This window comes from Amycolatopsis sp. NPDC051106 (genome assembly GCF_040682775.1).
GTDB lineage: Bacteria > Actinomycetota > Actinomycetes > Mycobacteriales > Pseudonocardiaceae > Amycolatopsis.
Genome location: NZ_JBFBBQ010000045.1, coordinates 1 through 14,926 on the forward strand (window position 1 = coordinate 1; position 14,926 = coordinate 14,926).

The 14,926-nt window shown below is 72.6% G+C and carries 15 protein-coding genes; 12 read left to right on the forward strand and 3 right to left on the reverse strand.

From position 1 onward, the window contains the following. The first annotated feature begins 163 nt into the window (after positions 1-163). Entirely contained in the window at positions 164-1,189 is a 1,026-nt protein-coding gene (locus AB0M83_RS28985; protein ID WP_364521632.1) for an oxidoreductase, read from the forward strand. On the opposite strand, the gene AB0M83_RS28990 is transcribed toward AB0M83_RS28985, so the two are convergent. Continuing rightward, positions 1,186-1,884 carry an SDR family oxidoreductase gene (locus AB0M83_RS28990; RefSeq protein WP_364521558.1) on the reverse strand — a complete coding sequence of 233 codons (699 nt, stop codon included), beginning with the start codon at positions 1,882-1,884 and terminating at the stop codon, positions 1,186-1,188. The genes AB0M83_RS28985 and AB0M83_RS28990 overlap by 4 nt on opposite strands. Positions 1,885-2,006: 122 nt before the next feature. On the opposite strand from AB0M83_RS28990, the gene AB0M83_RS28995 reads away from it, so the two are divergent. The 7 genes from AB0M83_RS28995 (at position 2,007) to AB0M83_RS29025 (ending at position 6,928) form a co-directional block, all read left to right on the forward strand. After that, entirely contained in the window at positions 2,007-2,438 is a 432-nt protein-coding gene (locus AB0M83_RS28995; RefSeq protein WP_364521559.1) for a helix-turn-helix domain-containing protein, read from the forward strand. A gap of 10 nt (positions 2,439-2,448) precedes the next feature. Beyond that, the gene (locus AB0M83_RS29000; RefSeq protein WP_364521560.1) at positions 2,449-3,435 is read left to right on the forward strand and encodes a WYL domain-containing protein; all 987 of its coding nucleotides are present in this window, start codon (positions 2,449-2,451) and stop codon (positions 3,433-3,435) included. After that, complete coding sequence (locus AB0M83_RS29005; protein WP_364521561.1) at positions 3,432-4,412, forward strand: WYL domain-containing protein; 981 nt, start codon at positions 3,432-3,434, stop codon at positions 4,410-4,412. The genes AB0M83_RS29000 and AB0M83_RS29005 overlap by 4 nt, the downstream gene beginning before the upstream one ends. 10 nt (positions 4,413-4,422) lie before the next feature. After that, positions 4,423-4,635, forward strand: coding sequence for a bacteriophage holin (locus tag AB0M83_RS29010; protein WP_364521562.1), 213 nt, complete (start codon positions 4,423-4,425; stop codon positions 4,633-4,635). Positions 4,636-4,666: 31 nt separating this feature from the next. Next, positions 4,667-4,990, forward strand: a complete 324-nt coding sequence (gene tatA / locus AB0M83_RS29015; protein ID WP_364521563.1) for a Sec-independent protein translocase subunit TatA — start codon at positions 4,667-4,669, stop codon at positions 4,988-4,990. 85 nt (positions 4,991-5,075) lie between these two features. Next, positions 5,076-6,047: a twin-arginine translocase subunit TatC gene (gene tatC, locus AB0M83_RS29020; protein ID WP_364521564.1), complete on the forward strand. Its 972-nt coding sequence runs from the start codon at positions 5,076-5,078 to the stop codon at positions 6,045-6,047. After that, a complete protein-coding gene (locus AB0M83_RS29025) occupies positions 6,047-6,928 on the forward strand; it encodes a YegS/Rv2252/BmrU family lipid kinase (protein WP_364521565.1) in 882 nt (293 codons plus the stop codon). The genes tatC and AB0M83_RS29025 overlap by 1 nt, the downstream gene beginning before the upstream one ends. Here AB0M83_RS29025 and AB0M83_RS29030 read toward each other — a convergent pair. Further along, the gene (locus AB0M83_RS29030; protein ID WP_364521566.1) at positions 6,925-7,500 is read right to left on the reverse strand and encodes a hypothetical protein; all 576 of its coding nucleotides are present in this window, start codon (positions 7,498-7,500) and stop codon (positions 6,925-6,927) included. The genes AB0M83_RS29025 and AB0M83_RS29030 overlap by 4 nt on opposite strands. 176 nt (positions 7,501-7,676) lie before the next feature. Here AB0M83_RS29030 and AB0M83_RS29035 point away from each other — a divergent pair, with 176 nt between their 5' ends. The 4 genes from AB0M83_RS29035 (at position 7,677) to AB0M83_RS29050 (ending at position 13,935) form a co-directional block, all read left to right on the forward strand. Beyond that, positions 7,677-10,457 (forward strand): DEAD/DEAH box helicase, encoded by a 2,781-nt coding sequence (locus AB0M83_RS29035; protein WP_364521567.1) that lies wholly within the window; start codon positions 7,677-7,679, stop codon positions 10,455-10,457. Positions 10,458-10,616: 159 nt separating this feature from the next. Continuing rightward, on the forward strand, positions 10,617-11,387 hold the full coding sequence (locus AB0M83_RS29040; RefSeq protein WP_364521568.1) for a DUF4333 domain-containing protein: 771 nt from the start codon (positions 10,617-10,619) through the stop codon (positions 11,385-11,387). 72 nt (positions 11,388-11,459) lie between these two features. Then, entirely contained in the window at positions 11,460-12,662 is a 1,203-nt protein-coding gene (locus tag AB0M83_RS29045) for a GNAT family N-acetyltransferase (protein ID WP_364521569.1), read from the forward strand. 55 nt (positions 12,663-12,717) lie between these two features. Then, on the forward strand, positions 12,718-13,935 hold the full coding sequence (locus AB0M83_RS29050) for a GNAT family N-acetyltransferase (RefSeq protein ID WP_364521570.1): 1,218 nt from the start codon (positions 12,718-12,720) through the stop codon (positions 13,933-13,935). 30 nt (positions 13,936-13,965) lie between these two features. On the opposite strand, the gene AB0M83_RS29055 is transcribed toward AB0M83_RS29050, so the two are convergent. Continuing rightward, a complete protein-coding gene (locus AB0M83_RS29055) occupies positions 13,966-14,910 on the reverse strand; it encodes a 5'-3' exonuclease (protein WP_364521571.1) in 945 nt (314 codons plus the stop codon). Positions 14,911-14,926 lie beyond the last annotated feature (16 nt).

A 14,926-nucleotide genomic window follows, 5' to 3' on the forward strand; every position in this document is an offset into this window, starting at 1 on the left:
TACCTCGGCTTCCCCGACGGCGTCTCCGGCGCGCAGCTGACCGACCGGGCGCGGCGCCAGGCGCAGAAGTTCGGCGCCGAGGTGCGACATTCACGGCTTTCCGGTGCCGCGGACGCGACGAAAGTCGGGGCCGGAGTGCGGCAGGATCGCCCCCATGCGTGTCGTGCGTGTGGTTCTGCTCGTGTTCGCCCTGGTGGTCTCGGCCGCCGTGCCCGCGTCGGCGGGGGAGCACCCGCCGAAGTGGGAGCTCACGCCCACCGGCGTCACCGCCCAGTTCCGCGGCCTGTCCGCCGTCAGCGCCCGCGTCGCGTGGGTCAGCGGGACCCAGGGCACCGTCCTGCGCACCACCGACGGCGGGACGAGCTGGAAGTCCGTCGGACCGCCGGACACCGGCACCCTCGAGTTCCGCGACATCGAAGCCTTCGACGCCGCGCACGCGGTGATCCTGTCGATCGGCCCCGGCACCGATTCACGCGTCTACCGGACCGACGACGGCGGCGCGCACTGGCGCCAGACGTTCCAGAACAGCGAAGCGGCGGCGTTCTACGACTGCCTCGCCTTCTTCGACCCGTGGCGCGGGCTCGCGATGAGCGATCCCGTCGACGGGAAGTTCCGCGTCCAGGCCACCTTCGACGGCGGCCGCAGCTGGCGGCCGGTGCCCGACAGCGGCTTCCCGCCCGCGCTGCCCGGCGAGGCCGGATTCGCCGCCAGCGGGCAGTGCATCACCACCGCCGGCCCGTTCGACGCCTGGCTCGCCACCGGCGGCGGCGCCACGGCCCGCGTCCTGCACTCCGGTGACGGCGGCCGCCACTGGACCGCGTCCGGCACGCCGTTGCCGAGCAGCCCGTCCGCCGGCGTGTTCGCCGTCGCCTTCCGGAGCCCGGCGCAGGGGATCGCGATCGGCGGCGACTACGCGAACCCGACGGCGCCCGGCCCGGCCGTCGCGCTGACCCGGGACCGCGGCCGCACCTGGCAGACCCCGGGGCAGTACCCCGCCGGGTACCGCTCCGGGCTGGCCTGGCGCGGCGGGACCGTCCTGGCCGTCGGCCCCGGCGGCAGCGACTCCAGCCCGGACGGCGGCCGGCTCTGGACGTCGTTCGACACCGGCAGCTTCGACAGCGTCGACTGCGCCGGCGCGGCCTGCTGGGCCAGCGGAACCCAGGGCCGGGTGGCCCGCCTGAGCCGCTAGAGCACCTGGCCGGTCGGGCGGACCATGATCTCGTTGACGTCGACCGACGGCGGCTGCGACAGCGCGTAGAGCACGGCGCGGGCGATGTCGTCGGCGTCCAGCTTCGGCTTCTTGCGCTGGTCGTCGTTCAGGATTTCGGTGTCGGTGATGCCGGGGTTGATCAGGGTGACGCGAACCCCGGTGCCGACGGCCTCCTCGCGGATCGCGCCGGCCATCCCGGTCACCGCCCACTTCGTCACCGAGTACAGGCTGGCGTTGCGGATGTAGCGGCCGGCGACCGAGCCGGTGATGAGCAGGTGCCCGGCCGATTCCTTCAACGCGGGCAGGGCCGCGCGGGCGGTGTAGGCCGCGCCGAGGACGTTCGTGCGGACCATCTCCTCCCACGCTCGCGGGTCGGGGTCGTCGGTGCCGAAGAACGAGGTCCCGACGCCGATTCCGGCGTTGGCGAAGGCCGCGTCGAGCCGCCCGAACCGCTCGACGGCCTGCGTGACGGCGCCGGAGATGCTGGGCCAGTCCCCGACGTCGGCCCCGAGCGCGATCGCCCGGTCTTCGCCGAGTTCGGCGGCGAGGTCGGTGACGGATCCGGCTTTGCGGGCCACGAGGGCGACTTTGAACCCGGAGGCGGCGGCCAGCCGCGCGGTCGCGGCGCCGAGGCCGCGGGAGGCACCGGTGATGAGAAGAACGCGATCATCCATGCCACCCAGGCTAGGCAGGAATCACGGCGTCAGCAGGAGAGCCGGCTTCCCCGCGAACGGATGGGGAGCTACTCTCCATCGGGAAGTAAGCTCACCCATTCCCTGTGCCAGGAGGTTCGTCGGTGTCCACGCGCGCGGCGGAACAGCGGCGGCAAGCCGAAAAGGCCGCCTACGACGCCTATTTCGCGGCGTGCCCGACCCGGAAGCTCCTCGACGAGATCGCCGGCAAGTGGGTCAGCCTGATCCTCGTCGCGCTCGGTGACGGCCCGCAGCGCTACAGCGACCTTTCGCGGCGCATCGCCGGCGTCAGCCAGAAGATGCTCACCCAGACCCTGCGGGTGCTCGAACGCGACGGCCTGGTGCGCCGGGAGGTGACCCCGTCGGTGCCCGTCCGCGTCGACTATTCCCTTACCCCGCTGGGAGAAAGCCTCCGCGCGCTGATGGCCGGGTTCAAGGACTGGGCCGAGACGCACTTCGACGCCGTGGCGGCCGCCCGGACCGATTACGACGCGCGTACGCCGGACCTCACGATCGGGCCGGGCGGCGCGGGCTAGTCTCTACCGGGTGTCCACCGCACGCGCCGAACGGCTGGTCAATCTGGTGCTGGCCCTCCTGTCCACCCGGCAGTACCTCACTGCCGAGAAGATCCGCGGCATCGTGCCCGGATACGGCGACGCGGCCAGCGACGACGCCTACTTCCGGATGTTCGAGCGGGACAAGACCGAGCTGCGCGAGCTCGGCATCCCCCTGGAGACCGGCCGCAACTCCGCCTTCGACGCCATCGAGGGCTACCGCATCGCCCGCCGCGACTACGAGCTCGGCGAGATCGACCTGGCCCCCGACGAGGCCGCCGCGGTGGCGCTCGCGTCCCGGCTGTGGGACTCCCCGGAGCTGACCGGCCAGGCGCAGGGCGCGCTCGTGAAGCTGCGCGCCGCCGGCCTGGAGGTCGACGACCAAGCTCCCACCGTCGTCGAACCGCGCGTGCGCGCCGAACCGGCGTTCGGGCCGCTGCTGGCCGCGGTGCAGAACGGCCAGGCGGTGAGCTTCGAGTACCGCCGCAGCGGCTCGCCCGAGCGGATCATGCGGACCCTCGAGCCGTGGGGCGTGGTGTCGTGGAAGGCCCGGTGGTACGTCGTCGGGCACGACCGCGACCGCGGCGCCACCCGCTGCTTCCGCCTCTCCCGCGTGACCGGCCAGGTGCGCCCGGTGGGCAAGCCCGGCACGGTCCGGCGGCCCGACGGCGTCAACCTGCTGCAGCTGGTGTCGGCCACCAGCGGGAGTGCCGAGCCGGCCCCGGTCACCACCGCGCGGCTGTGGGTCGCCGACGGCCGCGCCGCCGGGGTCCGCCGCCGCGGCACCGTCCTCGGCCGCTGCACGATCGACGGCGAAGAGGGCGATCTCGTGGAGATCGGGCTCTACTTCCCGGAGTCGGCGGCGGACTGGATCACCGCGCAGGGCCCCGACGTCGTCGTGCTCGAACCCGACGTGCTGGCCAAGACCGTCCAGGACCGGCTCGAAGCCGTCGTGGCCCGGCAGGGGAGCGGCCGGTGAGCGGGTCGACCGACCGGATGCCGCGGCTGCTCGCGCTGGTGCCCTACCTGCTGGCGCGTCCCGGCATCCGCGTCGACGAGGCGGCGCACGACTTCGACGTCACGCCGAAGCAGCTGCGCAAGGACCTCGAGCTGCTCTGGATGTGCGGGCTGCCCGGCTACGGCCCCGGCGACCTGATCGACCTGTCCTTCGAGGGCGACACGATCGTCGTGACCCACGACGCCGGGATGAACCGGCCGCTGCGGCTCACCGGCGGCGAGGCCACGGCGCTGCTGGTCGCGCTGCGCGCGCTGGGTGAGACCCCGGGCGTGGTCGACGGCGACGCCGTGCGCCGCTCCATCGCCAAGATCGAGTCCGCGGCCGGGCAGGCCCAGCCCGCCGGCGTGGTCGTCGGCGGCGGAGTGCGCGAAGGCAAGAAGACCGCGCACACCCGTGAGGAGGTCGCCCGGGCCCTGCGGGACGGGCGGGCGCTGCGGATCCGCTACTACACCGCGTCCAAGGACCAGATCACCGAGCGCACGGTCGACCCGATGCGGCTGCTGATCGTGCAGGCGGTCGGCTACCTCGAAGCCTGGTGCCGCCGCGCCGAGGGCGTCCGGCTGTTCCGGCTCGACCGGATCGACGACCTGACGATCCTCGACGAGCCTTCGCGCCCGCCGGCGCACGCCCATCCCACCGACATTTCCGAGGGGGTCTTCCGGGAGCGTCCCGACCAGCGGGAGGCGGTGCTCGTCCTCGACCCGGACGCACGCTGGGTAGCCGAGTACTACCCGTGCGAGGAGCTCGACGAGCTCGACGGCGGCCGGTTGCGGATCCGGATGCGCTACGCCGACCAGTCCTGGATGGTGCGCCTCGTGCTGGGTCTGGGTGGGGAAGCGCTGGTGGAGAGCCCGGCCGACCTCGCGGCGGACGTCGGACGCCGCGCCGCCGACGCGGTGGCCCGAGCCCGTCACCTTCCGTCAACCTGCGACCACTAGGGTGATCGACGTGCCGTACCTGCCCACCGTCGTGCTCGTCGCGATCGGCCTGCTGCTGCTCGTGCTCCTGCTGGTGCGGACCGTCAAGGTCTTGCGTCGTTTCAAGCAGACCGCAAGCATGGTGGCTACGAACACCCAGGACCGGGCCGGTCTCGTCCGCGCCCGGTCGGCTGCGTTGCGCGTCGCCTTCGCGCAGCGCCGCCGGAAACCGGAAAACCAGTAACATCCCTACCAGACGCAGATAGGAGGCCATCTTGTTCGCCAACGGATTGCAAGGATGGCATTTGATCATCTTGGTGCTGCTCGTCGTGCTGCTGTTCGGGGCCAAGCGGCTTCCCGATGCGGCGCGGTCGATCGGCAAGTCCATGAAGATCTTCAAGGCCGAGACCAAGGACCTCGCGGGCGACAAGAGCGCTTCGCACGAGGACGCCGAGCCGGTCGAGACGAAGCAGATCCCGGCCACGCCCGCCCCGGCGACCCCGGCCGCCGCGACCGACCAGCAGGTCGCCGACCTGCAGCGCCAGCTCGACGAGCTGAAGAAGCAGCAGGCCGACCAGCCGCAGAAGAACGCCAGCTGACGGCTGGGCCACACCCGGTCCCTGGTCCACGGAGCGCGCCGGTCCCGGCGCGCTCCGGCGGACTCCGACGAGAACGGAACATCCCGTGGCGGAACCCGCCTCCGGAAACGGCACCACCCGGCGGTCGAAGCGGACCAAGCGCAGCCGCCGCAAGAACCCCGACGGCACGATGACGCTCATCGAGCACATCTACGAGTTCCGCCGCCGGCTGGGCTTCGCGGTGCTCGCCGTCGTCCTCGGCGGCATCCTCGGCTTCATCTGGTTCAGCACCAAGGTGGGCCCCATCCCGTCGCTCGGCGAGATCGTCAAGGCCCCCTACTGCGCCATCCCGGCCGGCCGGCGGCTCGACGGCGAGGCGGGGTGCCGGCTGCTGCAGACCGTGCCGTTCGAAGCGTTCATGACGCAGTTGAAGGTCGGTATCGCCGCCGGCGCCGTGCTGCTGTCCCCGGGCTGGCTCTACCAGATCTGGGCGTTCATCGCGCCCGGCCTGTACTCCAAGGAACGCAAGTACGCGCTCACGTTCGTCGCCTTCGCTTCGGTGCTGTTCGCCGCGGGCGCCGTGCTCGCCTACATCCTCTTCCCGCACGCGCTGGAACTGCTCATGGGCTTCGGCCAGGAGGAGTTCGTCACCGCGCTGACCGCGGACAAGTACATCTCCTTCATGCTGTCGCTGCTGATCATCTTCGGGATCAGCTTCGAGCTCCCGCTGCTCGTGGTGATGCTCAACCGCGTCGGCGTGGTCAAGTACCGGCAGCTGAAGAAGTGGCGCCGCGGCATCGTCTTCGCCCTGTTCGTCTTCGCCGCCTTCGTCACCCCCGGCTCGGACCCGTTCTCGATGCTGGGCCTGGCGGGAGCGCTGACGGTGCTGTTCGAGCTGTCGATCCAGATCGCCCGCCTGCACGACCGCAAGAAGGACCGCGAGCGCGCCGACGAGGGCTGGGACCAGCTCGACGACGACGAAGCCGCGCCGTTCAGCTACACGCCGAGCACGGTCGACGACGAGCCGGCCGCGCCGACCGCGTCCGGCGGCCGCTCGGCGACCGACGACATCACGTAGTGGGGATCCACGCCGCACTCGCCGTGCACCCGGCTTCGGGGCACGGCGCGGCCGCCCGCATCGCCGACACCGTCGCCGAGCGGCTGCGTACCGCCGTCGACCGCCTCGACGTGCTGGTCGCCAACTCCGTCGCCGAGTCCCGCGAGCTGATGCGGACCTCCCACGACGCCGGCCTCGACGTCCTGATCGTCCTCGGCGGCGACGGCGCGGCCCACCAGGGCGTCCAGTTCTGCGCGAACCACGACGTCGCGCTCGGCCTGGTCCCGGCGGGCACCGGCAACGACTTCGCCCGCGCCCTCGGCGTCCCCGGCGAGCCGCTGCCGGCGGTCGAGGCGCTGGTGGCGGCCCTGCGATCGGGTGCCCGGCGGCGCATCGACCTCGGCCGGGCCGGCGACACGTGGTTCGCGACGGTGTTGTGCGCGGGCTTCGACGCCAGCGTCAACGAGCGCGCCAACCGGATGCGCTGGCCGTCCGGGCCGCGCCGCTACGACGTCGCGATCCTCGCCGAGCTGGCAGCCTTCCGCTCCCGCCCGGTCGTGGTCGACACGGGCACCGAACGCCTCGAACTCGACGCGACCCTGGTGGCCGTCGGCAACACCCGCTTCTACGGCGGCGGCGTCCCGATCTGCCCGACGGCGGACCCGGAGGACGGCGTCTTCGACGTGACGATCGTCGGCGACGTGACCCGCCGCGGCCTCATCCGCATGCTGCCGGGCCTGCGCACGGGCAAGCACCTCACCCACCCGGCGGTCCGCACGCTGCGCGCCCGCGAGGTCTCCCTGATGGGCAACAGCTGGCCGGTCTACGCCGACGGCGAGCCGCAGGGAACCGTGCCGGTGACGGTCAGCTGCGTCCCGGGCGCGCTGACCGTCCTCGCTTAACGGTCGTAACCGCCGGCGCGCGCCACCAGCTGCCGGAAGTGCGCCGGCGTCAGCAGCCGGCCCCCGTCGGTGAAGTAAACCCCGCCGCAGCGGTGGCAGAACCAGCCCTGCTCCCACACCTGCCGCGCCGCCGGCACCCCGCGCCGCTCTCGCCGGTGCGCCCGGACCCGGCGCACGTAGAGCCACACCAGCACCCCGGCCGCGACGAACACGCACAACGACGGCAACGAGATCAGTGCGAACCCCAGCACCCGGCCACCCGCGCCACCGGGCGGCGGATCGTCCACCGCCGACAACGGCAACATCAGGAAACACCCGCCCACCAGCGCCAGCGCGACCACCGCCGCCACCAGGCCACCACCACGGCGCGGGGGAGGGAAGGGGTCCAGCGACCGCGCCACCGCGGTCACCGAAACCCCGCTGATCTGGCTGCTCGCGTACACCACCCCGTCCCCGGCCGGCACCGCCACCAGCGGACCCTGACCGCGGTAGAACGCATGCCCGCCCTGGTAGACGGCGGGCACGTGCTGCACCCGGTCCAGCAGGCCACAGCTCGGACACGGTTCGGTCATGCACCCTCCGACGCCGCCACCCCCACCCCGGTTCCCGCCCACCCTGATGTATAACGACCTATACGGCGGCCGATCGTGGTGATCACCACACGGCGTCACGCGACCGGAAAAGAAGCACCGACGGCCGTCGGTCACGCCGCGTGCGGACCGCCGGGGGGATGTGAAACCCTGACGGGGTGGCCAATAGCCCTTCTCAGTCCCCGGCCGAGGCCTATGCGGCCTCCTCGCGTCGAGGGAAGTACCCCCAGCTGACGCGCTTCGCCGCGGAAGCGTCCTTCGAGTTCGACGACTTCCAGATCCGCGGGTGCGAAGCCCTCGAGGGCGGTCACGGCGTGCTCGTCTGCGCGCCGACCGGGGCCGGCAAGACCATCGTCGGCGAGTTCGCGGTGCACCTGGCGCTGGCCGAAGGCCGCAAGTGCTTCTACACCACGCCGATCAAGGCGCTGTCGAACCAGAAGTACGGCGATCTCGTCGCCCGGTACGGCCAGGACGCCGTCGGCCTGCTGACTGGCGACACCTCGATCAACGGCAACGCGCAGGTGGTCGTGATGACCACCGAGGTGCTGCGCAACATGCTCTACGCCGGTTCCTCGACGATCACCGACCTCGGCTACGTCGTCATGGACGAGGTCCACTACCTGGCCGACCGGTTCCGCGGGGCGGTGTGGGAAGAGGTGATCCTGCACCTGCCCGAGCACGTCCGCGTGGTCGGGCTGTCGGCCACGGTCAGCAACGCCGAGGAGTTCGGCGAGTGGCTGGTGGAGGTCCGCGGGGACACGACCGTCGTCGTCGACGAGCACCGGCCGGTACCGCTCTGGCAGCACATGCTGGTCGGGAACCGGCTGCTCGACCTGTTCGCCGGCGAGGACGTCCACGCGCCCGGGGCCGAGCTGCGGATCAACCCGACCCTGCTGCGCCGCACCGAGGAGATCGGCCGCCAGTACGCGCCGGCCGGGTTCCGCGGACCGCGCGGGCGCCGGGGCGGCGGGCCGTCGCGGATGCCGCGGTTCCGGCCGCCGTCGCGGGTGGAGGTCGCCGAGCAGCTGGACCGGGCCGGGCTGCTGCCGGCGATCGTGTTCATCTTTTCCCGGGCCGGGTGCGACGCCGCGGTGGGCCAGTGCGTGCGGTCGGGGCTGCGGCTCAACGGGCCGGGTGAGGTCGAGGAGATCCGCCGGATCATCGAGGAGCGCACCTCCGAACTGCCCGAGGGCGACTTGGGCGTGCTCGGCTACTGGGAGTGGCGGGAGGCGCTGGAGCGCGGGATCGCCGGGCACCACGCGGGGTTGCTGCCGGCGTTCAAGGAGACCGTCGAGGAGCTGTTCGTCCGCGGTCTGGTGAAGGTCGTGTTCGCCACCGAGACCCTGGCGCTCGGGATCAACATGCCGGCCCGCACGGTCGTGCTGGAGCGGCTGGTCAAGTACAACGGCGAGGCGCACGTCGACCTGACGCCGGGGGAGTACACCCAGCTGACCGGCCGGGCCGGGCGGCGGGGGATCGACGTCGAGGGGCACGCCGTCGTCGCCTGGCAGCCCGGGGTCGATCCCAAGCAGGTCGCCGGGCTGGCTTCGACGCGGACCTACCCGCTGCGGTCGTCGTTCCGGCCCGGCTACAACATGGCGGTCAACCTGGTCGCCCAGGTCGGCGCGGCGGAGGCTCGCGAGCTGCTGGAACAGTCGTTCGCGCAGTTCCAGGCCGACCGGTCGGTGGTCGGCACGGCACGCCGGATCGAGCGGAACAAGGAGGCCCTGAAGGGCTACACGGCCGCGGTGACCGGGGACTTCGCCGAGATGCTCGAGTACGTCGAGCTGCGCTCGAAGATTTCGACGCGGGAGAAGGCGTTGTCGCGGCAGAACACCGCCGTGCGGCGGGCCGGGACGGCGGAGTCGCTGGAGAAGCTCCGGAAGGGCGACGTGATCGCGGTGCCGGCGGGCCGGCGGGCGGGGCTGGCCGTGGTCGTCGACCCGGGACTGGACCCGATCCGCGAGCCGCGTCCGGTCGTGGTGACCGAGGACCGGTGGTCGGGGCCGTTGTCGGTGGCCGACTTCCCGGCGCCGGTGGAGGCGCTGGGGCGGATCAAGCTCCCCAAGCACGTCGAGCTGCGGTCGCCGAGGGCGCGCCGGGACATCGCATCGACGCTGCGCAACGCGGGAATTTCGTTGCCCGGCAGGCAGAAGCGGCGGTCGGGGGCGAACGAAGACGGTGAGCTGGCGGCGTTGCGGCGGGCGTTGCGGGCGCACCCGTGCCACGGGCTGGCCGAGCGCGAAGCGAACCTGCGCTGGGTAGAGCGCTACGAAAGGCTTTCGGCCGAAACGCAGCAGCTGGAGCGGAAGGTCGCGGCGACGACCCACTCGCTGGCGCGGGCGTTCGACCGGATCCTGGGGTTGCTGGGTGAGCGCGGCTATTTGGGACCGGAATCGGCGGGCGACGGCGAGGATCGCGTCACCGAGCACGGCCGGCGCCTGACCCGGCTCTACAGCGAGTCCGACCTGCTGGCCGCGGAGTGCATCCGCCACGGCGTGTGGCGCAAGCTCAATCCGGCCGAGCTGGCCGCCGTCGTCTCGACGCTGGTCTTCGAGGCGCGGCGGGACACGGCAGGCGAGCCGCGGCTGCCCGGCGGTGCGGTGCCCGAGGCGTGGCAGGAGACGGTCAAGCTGTGGGTGGACCTCACCGAGGACGAGCGGCGGCACCGGCTCGACCGCACCCGGGAGCCGGACGCGGGGTTCGCGTGGCCGGTCTACCGCTGGGCTCGCGGTGAGTCGCTGGAGAAGGTGCTCACCGCGGCCGAGGCCAACGGGCAGGAGCTGTCGGCGGGTGACTTCGTGCGCTGGTCGCGTCAGGTGATCGACCTGCTCGACCAGATCCGCGACGTGCTCGGCAAGGCCGACCCGGTGGGTGCGGCGGCGGCCGAGGCGGTGAAGGCGCTGCGGCGGGGTGTCGTGGCCGCGGGTGCCGCGTGAACTTCGTGTAAGGCCTGATCGGGACGGGGCGGGCGGAGGGCGTGGACACGTGTGCTCGGCTCCGACCTGTGGTTGGATCGCCTGCAAGACCGTGTGTACGCGGCAATGCGGCGGTTTCGGGGTGGACAGCGTGATGAGCGAAGCAGGCGGAGGCAGACGATGAGCACGCCGTATGGCGGCAACGACCCACAGCAGCCCCAGTACGGGCAGCAGCCGGGCGGCGCGTACCCGCCGAGCGGCCCGCAGGAGCAGCCGCAGTGGGGACAGCAGCCGCCTTCGTACGATCCGAACCAGCAGCAGTGGGGTGGTCAGCCGCAGCAGCCCCAGCAGCCGCCCTACGGCCAGCAGCCCGGGGGATACACGCCGCCGCAGCAGCCGCAGTGGGGTCAGCAGCCGCCGCCCTACGGCCAGCAGCCCGGTGGCGGTTACCCGCAGAGCGGCCCGCAGGCCCAGCCGCAGTACGGGCAGCAGCCCGGCGGGGCGTACCCGCAGAGCGGGCCCCAGCAGCAGCCGCAGTACGGCCAGCAGCCGCCGCAGGGGCAGTACGACTACGGCCAGCAGCAGTTCCCCGGCCAGGGTGCGCCGGAGGGCGGCGAGCAGCCGGCGAAGTCGAAGAAGGGCCTGCTGATCGGCATCGTGGTGCTGGTCGTGGTGGTGGCCGTGGTCGGCATCCTCGGTTTCGTGGCGCCCGGGTTCTTCAAGACGCAGGTCTTCAACAACACGCAGATGCAGACCGACGTGCAGAAGCTGCTCACCGAGACGTACAAGATCGACGGCGTCACCGGGGTCACCTGCCCGGCCGAGCAGAAGGTCGAGGACGGCGCGAAGTTCGAGTGCACCGCGACCATCGCGGGCAAGCCGACGCAGATCCCCATCACGGTGAAGGGTGACGGCGGGAACTACGAGGTTTCGCCGCCCGCCACGAAGTGATCGTGCGCACGAGATCCGGTCGCCGCGGTATTGCGGTGGCCGGATCCCGTCGTTTCCGGAGATGATCCGGGGATGAGCGACTTCGAGATCCGGACGCTGGGTGACCACGAGATCCGCGCGGCGGGCGACCTCTTCCGCGCGAGCCTGCACGTGCCGCCGTGCGCCGACGCCGATTGGGAACGCGTGTCCCGCGCCTACCAGCCGGGCCGGACGCTCGGCGCGTTCGACACCGGGCTGATCGGCACCGCGCGCTCCTTCGACGCCGAGCTGACGGTCCCGGGCGGGACGCGGCTGCCGATGGCCGGGGTCACCGGGGTCGCCGTGCGGGCGGACCGCACCCGCCGGGGCGTGCTGCGGACGTTGATGGCCGCGCAGCTGGAGGACTTCGCCGCGCGGGGGATGGTGTTCGCGAGCCTGCTCGCGTCGGAGGCCCGGATCTACGGCCGGTTCGGCTACGGGCTGGCCATGCGCTACCGCACCTACAGCGTCGACCGGCACCGGACGCGGCTGCGTCCGGACGTGCCGGCGTCGGGGGAAGTCCGGCTGCTCGAGCTGGACGAGGCCCTGGAGGTCTGCCCGGCCGTCTACGAGGGCTTGGCGGGCCGGCCGGGGAAGATGTCCCGGCCGGAGGTGCTGTGGCGGCTGTACGAGGCGCAGTCCCGGCGCAACCCCCAGCCGATGCGAGCGGCCGTGCACCACGGCCCCGACGGGCCGGACGGCTTCGCGTTCTACTACGTCGAGGGTCTGCAGGCGCACCCGTGGACGAAGAGCCTGCAGGTGATCAACCTGTTCGCCGGTACGCCGGCCGCGTTCGCCGGGCTGTGGCGGTTCCTGCTGGGCATCGACCTGGTCGACCGGATCGTCGCGGAGGCCCGGCCGCTCGACGAGCCGATCGAGCTGCTCCTCGAAGACCACCGGACCGCCACCGTCGACCGGGTCGGCGACGAGCACTGGATGCGGCTCGTCGACGTCCCGAAGGCACTGGCCGCCCGCGAATACGGGAGTGCCGCGCCGGTCGTCGTCGAGGTCGACGACCCGCTGTTGCCGGCCAACGGCGGGACGTACCGGATCGGCCCCGACGGCGCCGCACACACCGACGAGCCGGCGGCGCTGCGGCTCGACGTCACCACGCTCGCGATGATCTACTTCGGCACGTGGCGGCCGTCCGCGCTGGCCGGTGCGGGCCGGCTCGAGGTCCGTGAGCCGGGTGCCCTCGCGGACGCCGACGTGCTCTTCGGGACTCGCGTCGCATCGTGGAGCGGTACCCACTTCTGAGCGACCGGCGGAAATCGGGATGCCGCGGGCGGGGCCGGACGGCAGGATCGGCGGCATGACCGACTTCGACGTCCGCCCCGTGACCGAGGACGAGCGCCGCACCACATTGGACCTGCTGGGGCGCTCGCTGCACACCAACCGGATCAGCGACGAATCCTGGGCGCAGTACGGGGATTCGTGGCCCGCCGCGCACAAGTTCGGCACGTTCGACGGCGGGACCCCGATCGGGATCGCCAGCTCCTTCGACTCCGGGATCGCGGTACCCGGCGGAGCGGTCCTGCCGCTCGGGGCGGTCGACGGCGTCGGGGTCCGCGCCGACCGCACCCGCCGCGGGGTCCTCACCGCGATGATGGCGGTGCAGCTCGAGGACTTCGCCGCGCGCGGAATCCCGCTGGCCGCGCTGCACGCCAGTGAACCCACCATCTACGGCCGGTTCGGCTACGGCTCGGCCGCGCTCGGCAAGACCGCGTGGCTGCCCAGGCCCGCGGCCCGGCTCCACGACCGCGTCCCGGCGGCCGGCGACGTCCGGATGCTCACGCCCGAGGAAGCGGTGAAGGAGATTTCCGGGCTGTACCAGCGGATCGGGCTGCACCGGGCCGGGATGATCGGCCGGCCCGCCGAGTGGTGGCCGATCGCGCACGACCGGCTCGTCGGCCCGGAGGGCAGCTACGTCGTGGCCGTCCACAGTGGACCCGACGGCGACGACGGGTACGTCGTGTACGACACGGTGGACCGCCGCACCCTGGAGTCGCCCGACGAAGGGGCCGTGCTGAAGGTCCGGGAGCTGCAGAGCGCGGACCCGGCCGCGCGGGCCGCGCTGTGGCGGTTCCTGCTGTCGATCGACCTCGTCTCCGGGGTACGGGCGCGTTACCGGCCGGTCGACGAGCCGCTCGCGGCGATGCTGGCCGACCACCGGCACGCCCGCACCGCCGACGTCGAGGACGATCTGTGGCTGCGGCCGGTCGACGTCGCCGCGGCGCTGGCCGCCCGCACCTACCGGGCGGCCGAGCCGGTGGTCCTCGCGGTGGCCGACCGGATGCTGCCGGCCAACACCGGGCACTACGAGGTCACGCCCGACGGCGCACACCGCACGGACGCGGCGGCGGACCTGGCCCTCGACGTCGACACGCTCGGCATGCTCTACCTCGGGCAGTGGAGCGCGACCGCACTGGCCGAGGCCGGGCGGATCACGGTCCACGACCCGGCCGCGCCCGGCCGGGCGGACGAGCTGTTCACCACCATCGCCGCGCCGTGGTGCGGCACGTACTTCTAGCGCTGAAGGTGCCCTTCAGCTCGCGGGGAGTTAGGCGCCGGGCAGGGCCTTGAGCAGCCGTTCGGTGGAGTTGCCGAGGTTCCAGCGCTCGGTCAGCTCGGCCACGCGGTCCGGGTCGGCCGGCGTCGCCGGCACGGTGTCGGGGCGGGACTGCTCCACCGGCGCGTCGACGGCGACCCGGACCACGGTCGGCGCGACGGCCAGGTAGTCGGCGGCGTCGGCGAGACGCAGCCGAGTCTTGAGCGGGACGCGGGGATCGCTCGCGGCCGAGGCTTCCAGGAGCGCGTCGAGGCTGCCGAACTGCGTGATCAGCTTCGCGGCGGTCTTCTCGCCGATGCCGGCGACGCCGGGCAGCCCGTCGGAGGGGTCGCCGCGCATCATGGACATGTCCGCGTACGCCGGTCCGGCGGTCTCGACGGGAAGGCTGTAGCGCTCGGCGATCTCGGCCGGGCCGAGGACCTCGGCCTTGGCCCAGCCCTTGCCGACGTAGATCACCGACGTGGGCGTCGGTTCGGTGCGCACGAGCTGGAACAGGTCGCGGTCGCCGGTGATCACCTCGACCGGGTCCGCCTTCTCGCGGGTGGCCAGCGCGCCGATGACGTCGTCGGCTTCGTAGCCCGCCGCCTCCGCGGTGGCGAACCCGAACGCCTCCAGGAGGTCGAGGATGATCGGGACCTGCGGGGTGAGCGTGTCGGGCACCTCTTCGACGTCGGGGCTGGCGCCGTTCTCCTCGGCCACCCGGTGCGCCTTGTAGCTGGGCAGCAGGTCGGTGCGGAACTTCGGCCGCCAGTCGGCGTCGAGGCAGCACACGAGCCGGGCCGGGCGCCGGTCGGTGAGGATCCGCGCGATCGTGTCGGCGAACCCCCGCACGGCGTTGACCTGCGTCCCGTCGGCGGCGCGCATCGAGTCGGGCAGGGCGTAGAACGAACGGAAGTACAGGCTCGCGGAGTCGAGCAGGGCAAGGGGTCCGGTCACCCGCACAGCCTGCCAC

Excerpts from the sequence above, each read along its gene's own strand:
- AB0M83_RS28990 (WP_364521558.1), bottom strand. The coding sequence starts at position 1,884 with ATGGATGATCGCGTTCTTCTCATCACCGGTGCCTCCCGCGGCCTCGGC.
- AB0M83_RS29030 (WP_364521566.1), bottom strand. The coding sequence starts at position 7,500 with ATGACCGAACCGTGTCCGAGCTGTGGCCTGCTGGACCGGGTGCAGCAC.
- AB0M83_RS29040 (WP_364521568.1), top strand. The coding sequence starts at position 10,617 with ATGAGCACGCCGTATGGCGGCAACGACCCACAGCAGCCCCAGTACGGG.
- AB0M83_RS29045 (WP_364521569.1), top strand. The coding sequence starts at position 11,460 with ATGAGCGACTTCGAGATCCGGACGCTGGGTGACCACGAGATCCGCGCG.
- AB0M83_RS29050 (WP_364521570.1), top strand. The coding sequence starts at position 12,718 with ATGACCGACTTCGACGTCCGCCCCGTGACCGAGGACGAGCGCCGCACC.